At 29.4% G+C, this 11,548-nt stretch carries 6 protein-coding genes; 2 read left to right on the top strand and 4 right to left on the bottom strand.

All coding sequences use genetic code 11. The features are described from left to right. The first annotated feature begins 144 nt into the window (after window positions 1-144). Window positions 145-2,508 carry a GAF domain-containing protein gene (locus G507_RS0112470; protein ID WP_026717793.1) on the top strand — a complete coding sequence of 788 codons (2,364 nt, stop codon included), beginning with the start codon at window positions 145-147 and terminating at the stop codon, window positions 2,506-2,508. On the opposite strand, the gene G507_RS0112475 is transcribed toward G507_RS0112470, so the two are convergent. Next, window positions 2,500-3,672, bottom strand: a complete 1,173-nt coding sequence (locus G507_RS0112475) for a Pycsar system effector family protein (RefSeq protein ID WP_026717794.1) — start codon at window positions 3,670-3,672, stop codon at window positions 2,500-2,502. The genes G507_RS0112470 and G507_RS0112475 overlap by 9 nt on opposite strands. Window positions 3,673-3,703: 31 nt before the next feature. Here G507_RS0112475 and G507_RS0112480 point away from each other — a divergent pair, with 31 nt between their 5' ends. Next, a complete protein-coding gene (locus tag G507_RS0112480; RefSeq protein ID WP_051191684.1) occupies window positions 3,704-7,405 on the top strand; it encodes a metallophosphoesterase in 3,702 nt (1,233 codons plus the stop codon). Here G507_RS0112480 and G507_RS0112485 read toward each other — a convergent pair. The 3 genes from G507_RS0112485 to gldJ form a co-directional block, all read right to left on the bottom strand. Continuing rightward, window positions 7,388-8,185 carry a hypothetical protein gene (locus G507_RS0112485; protein ID WP_245575621.1) on the bottom strand — a complete coding sequence of 266 codons (798 nt, stop codon included), beginning with the start codon at window positions 8,183-8,185 and terminating at the stop codon, window positions 7,388-7,390. The genes G507_RS0112480 and G507_RS0112485 overlap by 18 nt on opposite strands. A gap of 87 nt (window positions 8,186-8,272) precedes the next feature. Then, window positions 8,273-9,556 carry a UDP-N-acetylmuramoyl-tripeptide--D-alanyl-D-alanine ligase gene (locus G507_RS0112490; RefSeq protein WP_026717797.1) on the bottom strand — a complete coding sequence of 428 codons (1,284 nt, stop codon included), beginning with the start codon at window positions 9,554-9,556 and terminating at the stop codon, window positions 8,273-8,275. 158 nt (window positions 9,557-9,714) lie between these two features. Further along, on the bottom strand, window positions 9,715-11,406 hold the full coding sequence (gene gldJ, locus G507_RS0112495) for a gliding motility lipoprotein GldJ (protein ID WP_026717798.1): 1,692 nt from the start codon (window positions 11,404-11,406) through the stop codon (window positions 9,715-9,717). Window positions 11,407-11,548 lie beyond the last annotated feature (142 nt).

Raw genomic sequence — 11,548 nt, forward strand, 5'->3', positions numbered from 1 at the left:
TTCGAACCCCTCATCGCCCACAAAAAACTTCAACAGAAATGTTGGAGTTTTTTTATTTAATACAATTAAGTGAATTGTGCTTCAATCTTAAAATTAAGGTCTTATTAATTTTATAATGTTTAATTTTGTAGAAAATTAAATGCAATGCCTTTAGAATATCAAAACGCTAGTCCTTTCAAAACATTAATATCTTTTCATAAGCTTATAGAAAGTTTAGAAGAGATTGCTATGTCAAATGTTGATTATCGTTCAAATTATGCTAAAAGCCTATTAAAAGAGATTGAGGATAAACCTGAATTTAGAACTGGAATTGAAGATTTATCCATAGTTAAAGAGAACGAAGAATTAATAAAATATTTATTAGCAGATTTGTTCCCTACAGCTTTGACTCATAATGAAATAAAAGTTGCAACTATTCCTTTTAAGAAATTTACGTTTAATTATTCTGAACGTTATCGCAAAATTTTAACCGATGTCGGTTATTCTTTAGATATTAATATCAGTGACTTTGATGACCATCAATTTTATGTACTCAATTGTTGTTTAATTTTGAATATGATTTTTAAACAAAAAATTGAATTCACAAGTCCGATCTTTTTTGATATTCCTGATAGTAATGGAATTATAAGACATTATAGAATTTTATATAATGCTGACTTCGTAGAAATTTTACCTACAGAAAATTCAATAAATTTATCAGAAGAAGAAATTAAGTTATTAATTGATAATTATGATAATTTAGACTTATGGAAAAAATATTTTCCTGAACAATCTTGGATCTTAAAAGGTTTTGTCATTGCTACTTTAATAGATGTTACTACAGAAAATGCCATTTCAAAATTAAAAACAAACCTTTTACAAACAGGTTATAAATCAAAAGAAGAAGGGGAAACTGTAGAAGAAATATTTAGATCAATATTTAGGGTTCCTGATTTAAAAATTGGATTTACTTCTTTTGATAAAGAAGAAAAATCTTTTGTAAAGCCGCCTTTTAATGACAATACTTTTACAAGTTTTTTATTGAATAAAGAAGAACAAGAGCCTTGTATGGGAATACTTTGTAATTACACATATGAATCATTAATTGAACATTCTAAGCCTTTAATTTTTTCAAACGTTGAATTATATAAGGAAAATACTAGTTTAAGTTTATTGGCCAATAAGTTCCTTTCTCAAGGAGTTAAAAGCTGTGTGCTTGCACCAATTGTTAAGGGAAATAACCTATTAGGTATTATGGAAATTGTTTCTGCAACTACTGGAACTCTTAATTCTATTAATGCAAATAAATTAGATTTAGTGCTTCCTTTTATTTCAGATGCAATAGATCGATCTTACAGTGATTTAAAAAATTTAGAAGAAGCAATCATTCAGAAAGAATATACAGCTATTCATTCAAGCGTTTATTGGAAATTTAAACATGAAGTCAAAAACTATATTGATTCGATGAATCAGTCTAAAGAGTATATTTTCAAAGAAATTAGCTTTAAAAATGTCTATCCTTTATACGGTCAAATCGATATCAAAGGATCTTCTGATAAAAGAAATGAAACTGTAAAGAAAGATTTAGTTACACAGCTAGAAACATTAATCACAATTTTTAATAAGATTAAAGCATCTAGTAGTTTACTTGTTTTTGGTCAACTTGAATTTGAATTAAAAGAATCTTTAGACGAATTAAGTTTACCATTAAAAGCAGATACGGAGCAACAAGTTCAGCGTTATATAGAATCGGAAATTCATCCAGTTTTAAAAGCAAATCAAGATACCATTTCAGTAAAAGATTTAATTGAAAAGTATTTTCAAAGTTTAGATCCAAAAACCGGAATGTTTTATAAACATCGAAAAGATTTTGATTACACATTAACCATTATCAATAAAAAAATGGCCTCAATTATTGATGAAAAACAAATTGAAGCTCAAAATATATTTCCACATTATTACGAAAGATTTAAAACGGACGGTGTTGAACACAATCTTTATATTGGTCAATCGATTGCGCCAAATTTAGCATTTGATAAAATATTTATTAGCAATTTAAGGTTGTGGCAATTGCAAACTTTATGTGAAATGGAGTTAGAACATCATCGTATAAAAGATACTTTACCTTATTCGCTTGAAGTAACATCCTTAATTTTAGTTTTTAGTTCTCCTTTGTCCATAAGATTTAGAATGGACGAAAAACGTTTTGATGTTGATGGTTCTTATAATGCAAGATATGAAGTCATAAAAAAACGAATCGACAAAGCATTTATTCTGGGAACAAGTGAGCGAATAACACAACAAGAAAAAATTACAATTGTTTATTCTAACAATCAAGAAGAGAAAGAATATTTGAATTACATTAAATATTTACAACATATAAATCTTCTAGAAGAAGCCGTTGAGCAATTTGAAGTTGAAGAATTACAAGGTGTTTCAGGTCTAAAAGCAATTCGTGTAAAAGTACTTAATACTACTGTTTCAGAAAAAAAATATTCTTACCAAGAACTTTTAGAAGAATTAAACTAAAGGTCTGATTTCAAAAGCATATACAAACGCAATTACAGAAACGATAATTCCAATCATAAATATATTGTAAGTTATTCTTAATAATCTATATTTGCGTTCTAAAACGATTCCCAAAAGATATAAATCTCTAATCATAGCATTGTAAAGATAATTTCTATCGCCCATCATTTCATTTATAGCATCTTCGTATTGTTCGTAAGGCATTTTGTAGAAATTCCCAAAAAATAATAAATTCACTTTTCGGTCTTTAATGTCTTGAAGGCTATGACTTCCAGTTGTCACTTTAGGACGCGTTGATAGTATAGCAAAAATGATACTTGTTACACTAAATAGCAATAGAATAAAAGTTGGAATGATCAAATGTTGATTACTTATACTGTCTAATTTAGGAATTATCGTAGAAAGCGCAATAGAAATTATAATGGCATTTACAGATAATAATATATTGGCTTTGCTGTCAGCAATTTCACTTAATCGTGTGTGATTGTTAAGTGTGACTCTAAACATTGTATCAATTCCTCTGTCAGGTTTTATTTCCTTTCTTTTTTTGCCTGAAGTTTCTTTTGATTGATTATTTTCTTCTATTAAAGTTGCTATTTTTTTTATATTTCTTTCTTTTTTGGGTTTCCACTTAGCTTTTGCAAAAGAAGTATAATATTTATGTTTTTGTGTTAACATAGTATAATTTTCAATTGCCCACTCTTCATCTGTAAAAGACTTGTTGCAGGTTTTTTTCCATTCTAAGCGTAGCTTTTCACAAGTTTCAAGATAGTTTTTCTTAGAAAAATGATGGTAATCTGCATCGCGCATTATTTGTTCAAGTTTTGTTACAGGAACATAATTAAAAACCGTTGCGTTTATCAATTTTTTTACAGAACCAATGTAATTTTGATCAATATTATTTTGTTTTAGAAAATTTTCAGCAATTTGACAGCTAATTCCTTCATGATTTGCAGTGCTTTCAACATAACCTGTATCATGAAACCAAGAAGAAATAACTAATTTTTCTTTATCTTCGTCGGATATTTGATAATAATCAGCCATTTCTATCACAGCTTGAATCACTTCATTAGTATGATCAAAATTATGATAGGTAAAATCAGAGGAAAGTTTTTCATTAAATAATTCCTCTACAAATTTTTCTGCTTTTATTATTAAACTCATTGGATTGTTATTAAGCTACTAATTTAGGAAAATGTTTTTATTTAACGCTAAAGGTATAGGTTTTCGTGTCAATTTAATAGGGATTTGTTTTCTATTGCTATTAAATTCTTGTGCTACAACAAATTTACAAATTAATAAAGATAAAATATCCCAAAATAACATTGTCGAAGATAGCTCTGCTGTAGCTTATACATTTTATTTAATGGGCGATGCAGGAAATACAGCTATAGATAGTACAACAATTGCTTTAAAAAACTTAACAAATAGATTAGATTCTCAAGATAAAAATGCAACGGTTTTGTTTCTAGGAGATAATATTTATCCAAAAGGATTACCTGAAAAAAACACAAAAGAAAGAGCTTTAGCAGAACATCATTTAAACGTGCAAATGGATGTTGTAAAAAAAATAAAAGGAAAAACCATCTTTTTGCCAGGAAATCACGATTGGTATAACGATGGTGTAAAAGGGTTAAAGCGTCAACAAGAATATGTTGAAGATGCTTTAGGAAAAAAAGCTTTTCTTCCAAAAGATGGTTGTCCAATTGAAACTATAAAATATGGTGATGATGTAGTTTTGATTTTGGTAGATTCACAATGGTACATTACAAATTGGGATGATAATCCAACAATTAATGACGATTGCGATATAAAAACTAGAGCTCAATTTTTAGATGAATTTAGAAATGAAATTAAAAAAGCTAGAGGAAAAACGACAATAGTTGCGGTGCATCATCCAATGTTTACAAATGGTTCTCATGGTGGAAGATATTCCTTTAAAAGTTATTTTCAACCTTTTCCAGTATTAGGAATTTTAAAAAATATACTAAGAAAAACTACAGGTGTTAGCAATGCAGATTTGCAAAACGTGCATTATAATGATTTAAAGAAAAATCTTGTAGCTGCTTCACAATTTAATGATAAAGTAATTTTTGTTTCAGGCCACGAACATAATTTACAATATTTAATTCAGGATAATTTACCACAAATAGTTAGCGGTTCTGGTTCAAAAACAAGTCCAGTTAAAAATGTAGGATCAGGAATTTATGCTCATGCGGCAAATGGTTTTGCGGTTTTAGAAGTCCATAAAAATGGTTCGTCAAACGTTAAATTTATCAATGCAATAATAGATTCAATTGAATTTAAAACGGCTATTTATAGTGCGGATAAAGTAAAGCTAAAACCTGTTTTTGAACCGATTGAAAAAGATTCAGTAAAAGCTTCAATCTATTCTAAAGAAGAAACGACAAAAAATAAATTTTACACCTTTTTATGGGGAGAACGTTATAGAAAGCATTTTAGTCAAGAAGTAACTGCAAAAACGGTTGATCTAGATACGCTTTTTGGTGGATTAAAACCCATCAGAAAAGGTGGCGGAACGCAATCAAAATCGCTTAGACTCGAAGCAAAAGATGGTAGGCAATACGTAATTCGTGCCCTAAAAAAACAAGCTTCTCAATATATACAAGCGGCAGTTTTTAAAGATCAATATGTTGAACGTCAATTTGAAAATACTGTTTCAGAAGAATTGGTTCAGGATGTTTTTACAGGTTCTTATCCTTATGCTGGTTTAACAATTGGAGTGCTTTCTGACGCTATTGCTATCAGTCATTTAAATGCTAAGTTATATTACATTCCAAAACAAAAAGCATTAAAAGAGTTTAATGATGAATTTGGCGATGAATTATATCTTTTTGAAGAACATGCTTCGGAAGGTCATATGAATTTAGGCGGAAAAAATTTCACTGGGGAAATTATAAGTACTTATGATGTTTTTAAAGAAATTCAATCGGATGAGTCTAAAGTTATTGATGAAAAAGAATACATTAGAGCAAGACTATTTGATATGTTAATTGGCGATTGGGATAGGCATCAAGATCAATGGAGATGGCTAGAATATAAAGAAATTGGAAAAACTATTTACAAACCTTTACCAAGAGATAGAGATCAATCTTTTTCAATTATGTCTGATGGATTTGTACTTGGTGCTACAGTTAAATTAATTCCAATGGCTAAATTACTTCGTAAATATGATAGTGATTTAAAAGATGTTAGAGGATTTAATATAGAGCCTTTTCCTTTGGATATGGCATTTATTAATCAATCGGATAAGTCAATTTGGGATGAACAGGTAGCTATTATTCAAAATGGAATTACAGATGAAATTATAGATAGAGCTTTTAATCAAGTTCCGAATGAAGTTAAAGACGAAAAAACTAAATTAATTAAAGAATTATTAAAAGAACGTAGGGATAATTTACAAGCTATAGCTGACAGATATTTTAAATTAGTAAATCGTTTTGCAGTTTTAACAGCAACCAATAAAGATGATTATATTAAAATTAATTGTCTAGAAAATGGAAATATTGAAGTGACTTTCTTAAGAAAAAAAGACAAAACTTATAAAGATATTTTTCATAAACGAACCTATGATCACAATCAAACCAAAGAGATTTGGATTTATGGTTTAGATGATGACGATACTTTTGAGGTTTTTGGAGAAAGTTCTAAAATTAAAATAAGACTAATTGGAGGACAAAACAACGATAATTATATAGTAGAAAGTGGTAAAAATATTATTATTTATGACTATAAATCTAAAAAAAATGACATTAGTAAAGCTAAAAAAGCCACGTTAAATTTGCAAGATGACTATTCAATTAACGTGTATGATTATAAAAAAATAAAAAACAATACAAACAGAATAATTCCAGTTATTGGATACAATCCTGATGATGGTTTTAAGATTGGAATTTCAGATTTATATACCAAATATGGTTTTGAACGTAATCCGTTTTCGAGTCAACATCAAATAAAAGGCGCTTATTATTTTGCTACAAATGGTTTTGAAATTGCTTATCGTTTTGAAGTTGCAAATGTGATTGGAAATATGAATTTTGAATTTCTTTCATCATTACAAAGTCCTAATTTTACGCAAAATTTCTTTGGTTATGGTAACGAGACTTTAAACGAAAACGATGATGATAATTTGAATTTTAATCGAATTAAAGTTAGAAAATTTACGATCAATCCTTCTTTAAAATGGAGAAGCCGTTCAGGAAGTAAGGCTTATTTGCAATTCAATTATGAATCTATTGAAGTAAACAATACATCCGGAAGATTTGTTGAGAACAACATTCAATTACCAACTTATATTTTTAATGAAGTTCAGTTTATTGGAGCAGAAGCAAATTATGAATTTGAGAATACAGACAGCAAAGCCTATCCTACAAATGGAATTAAAACTTCAATGACTTTAGGGTATAAATCTAATTTGGATATAAAGAACAGAGCTTATGCTTATTTTATTCCTGAAGTTAGTTTTACTCAAAAATTTGATCCAGCAGGAAATTTAGTTTTAGCTACTCTTTTTAAAAGTCAAATGAATTTTGGTGATGATTTTGAATTTTATCAAGGAGCTTCAATTGGTGGAGTAGATGGACTTCGTGGTTTTAGAAACCAACGTTTTCTAGGAAATCAGTCATTTTATAATAATACAGATTTACGGTATAGCTTTAGTTCACAAAAAACAAGAGTAATTCCTCTAAGACTTGGTGTTTATGGCGCATTTGATTACGGTAGAGTTTGGTTAAATGGAGAAGATTCAAATAAATGGAACAATTCTTATGGTGGCGGATTTTTCTTGAATGGAGTTGAATTGTTGACAGCTAATCTAGGAGTTTTTAATTCTTCAGATGGAGTTAGAGTAGCTTTTAAATTAGGATTTGGTTTTTAAATCTTGCAATTTGACTTCGTAAACATTACCATCTTGTTTGCCGTTTCTTTCATCAGCAATTAATAAAGTTGCATCATCTTTAAAGCAAATGGATTCTTTTTGCGAAACATGATTTAACTCTAATTTTTTTAGAGTGCCATTAGTGAAAGCATCACTTTTAAAATTCTCAAATAGAAAAACAGCATCATGTGTCAGGAGAACAATTTTTGTTCCATCTGAGCTTATAGCAGCACTTGTTATAGTGCAATTGTGGTCGTTAAGACAAGTTTTAAAACTCGATATTAATTCAGCTTTCTGTGCTCCTTTTTGATTAGCAATTTTATAAATTAAACAAGTTCCGTCGAAATCTTTACTTCTGTTTTTAGTAAACAGATAAAAATTTCCATTCCATTCAAAAAATGCTTCACAATCAAATAATAAATCTTTCTTTTTTGGTGGAAATTTAGTTTGCTCAGGATAGGAGAAAGTAGTTTTATCAACTGAAATTATGTCCTTTTTTAAGTTATTTTTAGCAATGGAATAAATGCATAAATCTTTTCTTTCATTTTCATTATTGCCAAAATCACCAATATATAGATTGCCTTTTATATCTGTCGTTAAATCTTCCCAATCAATATTTTTAATATTTGACACTTTAGATTCGATTTCAATTTTCCCTTTTTCTGTTAAACCATAAATGATATTTTTGTTTCCTGCATCTTCAATTACCCAAGTTGAATTGTTTGTAATGGCAATTCCGGAAACTTCTTTTAACGATTTAGGCAATTTATATTTCACCATTAAATCTTCCTTTAATGAAGAACCGCAACTCCAAAAAAACAGGAATAAGATCAAAATACTGGTAAAAAAGGTTCTAATTAATTTCATTTAAATAAAATCTAAGGTTCTTTCTAAAGCCATTCCTCGTGAACCTTTAATTAATAGTAAGCTGTTTTTGAAATCTTTTCCTTTTAATGCGTTTGAAAAAGACTCAAAATCTTCAAAAAAGTTAATGTGATTGCTGTCTTTTTTAGTTTTATAAAAATGTTTTCCAATAAAGTAAACTTCAACTTCTGAATAATTTGAGACTAATTCTACAATTTTTTGATGTTCTTCAAAACTTTCATCGCCTAATTCAAACATATCACCTAAAATAGCAATTTTTGGATTTTTATCTAATTGAAAAAAGTTGATTAAAGCGGCATTCATACTACTTGGATTGGCATTGTAAGCATCCATAATAATTTCATTACCGTTTTTTTGAATCATTTGCGAACGATTATTTTCAGGAATGTAATTTTCAATGGCTTCTTTAATGGCTAAATCATCAATTTTGAAGTATTTACCAATTGTTATAGCTGCGCTTATGTTGTTTGCATTGTAAATTCCAATAAGATGTGATTGTATAAAAACATCATTGTATTTAATATTTACCATCGGATTTGCCTCTACTGATGAAATAAAAACATTCGATTTTTTGTCGTTTTGTGAAAAAGTAAAACGATTCAATCCTAACGTTTTTTCTTTTTGGATACTATCATCTAAATTTACAAAAACAGTTTTTTTGTTGTTGTTTAGAAAAGTGTACATTTCGCTTTTGCCTTTTATAACACCTTCTGTTCCTCCAAAACCTTCTAGATGAGCTTTGCCAAAATTAGAGATGTAGCCGAAATCAGGTTCGGCAATTTCGCATAAGAACTCAATTTCTTTTTGATGATTGGCACCCATTTCTATTATGCCAATTTCCGTTTCATTTGTTAATCTTAACAAAGTTAAAGGAACACCAATGTGATTGTTTAGATTTCCTATGGTGGCAATTGTTTTGTATTTTTTAGATAAAACTACGTTTATTAGTTCTTTGGTGGTAGTTTTTCCGTTACTTCCTGTCAAACCAATTATAGATAATTTTAGTGCTTTTCTATGGAAATTTGCTAATTCTTGAAGTGTTTTTAAACTATCATTGACTAAAATTGTTCTATCATCAATATAGAATTCTTTATTGTCTATAATAATATATTTAGCACCTTTATTTAAGGCATCTTTAGCAAAAGTATTTGCATCAAAGTTTTCTCCTTTTAATGCAACAAATAATGAATTGTTGTCAATTCTTCTTGTGTCTGTTGAAACAGATGAGCATTCTAAAAATTTAGAATAAATAGTATTTATTTCCATATATAAGTTGTCCATTGTTTTTTATGGGTAATATGGTATCGCTTGTTTTTATCGGTGTTTGTTAAAACAAACTAATAGTTAGTTGCGATTTCCATAAAGTAAAGATATAAAAAAAGCCCTTTTTGAAAAGGGCTTTTTTTTATAAAGTAGTAGAAAAATTAATTTCTTGCAGTCTTTTTGTTTGATTTAGGTCCAACTTTAGACATTGCACATCTAAATCCGATATAATCAGTTGACATATCTTGTGGGAAATATCTTCTTGATGCTGGATCTAACCAATATGCTCTATCTCTCCAAGAACCACCTTTGTAAACTCTAACGTTATCGTCTACTAAAGTTGTTCTTTTACTTGATTTGTCATATTGTTTTAATAAATCACCTAAACTATCTCTAGAAACTGAGTGCTCAGGAGAGTCATACATTCTGTGTTTGTCTTTTTCAGCTTCTGATTCTTCTTCAGTATTACCGAAATCAAAGTAACGAGTTGATTGTCTATCACCATCTCTATAGTTTCTGTTGTCAGAAGTTGAGAATTGAGTTCTTAAGTAAGTTTCATTTTCATCAACTGGTACTTGAGCTATTTGACCAGGGAAGTTACGAGCAACAATTTTACCATTACTTAAAGTATCGTAAGCAATGTTATCCATAGTTACTAATTCAACTGTTCCGTCTTCTCCAATTTTATTTTTCATATAAACGTTACCTCTATAGTAGTTGAAGTCATTTGCTTCATCATCTACAACTGGTCTGTAAACATCGGCAACCCATTCAGCAACGTTACCAGCCATATCATATAATCCAAAATCATTTGGAGCATAAGCTTTTACGTATTGAGTAATATCTGCACCATCATCTGACCATCCAGCAATTCCACCGTAATCACCCTTACCTTGTTTAAAGTTGGCTAATTGATCTCCTCTTTTCTTTCTTTTTCCAGAACGAGTGTATTGACCATTCCAAGGATATTTCTTTTGTCCTTTATATAAATTGTATTCTCTGTTTCCTACTAATGCAAGAGCAGCATATTCCCATTCTGCTTCAGTTGGTAAACGATATTCTGGTAAAATTAAACCAGAACTTCTTTGAGCATAAACATTTGTTGCTGTTTCATCTGCATTTTGACCACTTCTTCCGCTAGAACCTCTAGCACCTTTTTGTAAAACGATTTCTTCGTTTCCACCATAAGTTTGCGTTGGAGCTGCAAGATATGTTTCTGTACTGAAGTTTGCGTCAGCAGCTACATCAGTAATTTTTGCATCTCTTTTTAAGAAACCTTCTCTTTCAAGAATATTTTCGTTAACACGATCTGTTCTCCATTTGCTAAACTCAACTGCTTGAATCCAGTTAACCCCAACTACTGGGTAATTTGCATAAGCAGGGTGTCTTAAATAGTTAAGAGTCATTGTCTCATTATAACCTAAACGATTTCTCCATACTAATGTATCTGGAACAACACCGTCATATATGTTTTTGTAACTTTCTTCTGTTGGAGGAAAAACTTTCTTAACCCAGAATAGGTATTCTGTGTACATGAAGTTTGTAACTTCAGTTTCATCCATAAAGAATGATTGTACGTGTTGTTGATTAGGAGAATTATTCCAGTCATGCATTACATCATCTTGAACTTTACCCATAGTAAATGTTCCACCTTCAACTGGGACCATTCCTGGGGGAGTTTCTGCTTTTTTGTATTTCGCATTATACTGAAATCCACCTTTTTTGTCGTTAATCTTCCATCCAGTAGCTGAGGAAGCTCCTTTAGAACTACCTTTTTTGCTACAACTTGTAAAACTTACTGTTGCTGCAACAGCTAATAATACAGGTAAGGCCTTGAATTTGATACTTTTCATACTTTAAGTAGGTAATAAATTTTGGTTCGCAAGATAATAATTAACCATTAAATCGCAACATTTTTTTATTTTTTTTTTAATTGGTATGTTTTTGCATACAAGTCTATAACGTCAGAAAAATATTTTTATTGTTTTTTTATTG

It is taken from the genome of Flavobacterium gelidilacus DSM 15343 (assembly GCF_000422685.1).
GTDB classification, from domain to species: domain Bacteria; phylum Bacteroidota; class Bacteroidia; order Flavobacteriales; family Flavobacteriaceae; genus Flavobacterium; species Flavobacterium gelidilacus.

Bases quoted from the DNA above. Each gene is read 5' to 3' on its own strand.
- G507_RS0112470 (WP_026717793.1), top strand. From the start codon at position 145: ATGCCTTTAGAATATCAAAACGCTAGTCCTTTCAAAACATTAATATCT.
- G507_RS0112475 (WP_026717794.1), bottom strand. From the start codon at position 3,672: ATGAGTTTAATAATAAAAGCAGAAAAATTTGTAGAGGAATTATTTAAT.
- G507_RS0112480 (WP_051191684.1), top strand. From the start codon at position 3,704: ATGTTTTTATTTAACGCTAAAGGTATAGGTTTTCGTGTCAATTTAATA.
- G507_RS0112485 (WP_245575621.1), bottom strand. From the start codon at position 8,185: ATGGTGAAATATAAATTGCCTAAATCGTTAAAAGAAGTTTCCGGAATT.
- G507_RS0112490 (WP_026717797.1), bottom strand. From the start codon at position 9,556: ATGGAAATAAATACTATTTATTCTAAATTTTTAGAATGCTCATCTGTT.
- gldJ (WP_026717798.1), bottom strand. From the start codon at position 11,406: ATGAAAAGTATCAAATTCAAGGCCTTACCTGTATTATTAGCTGTTGCA.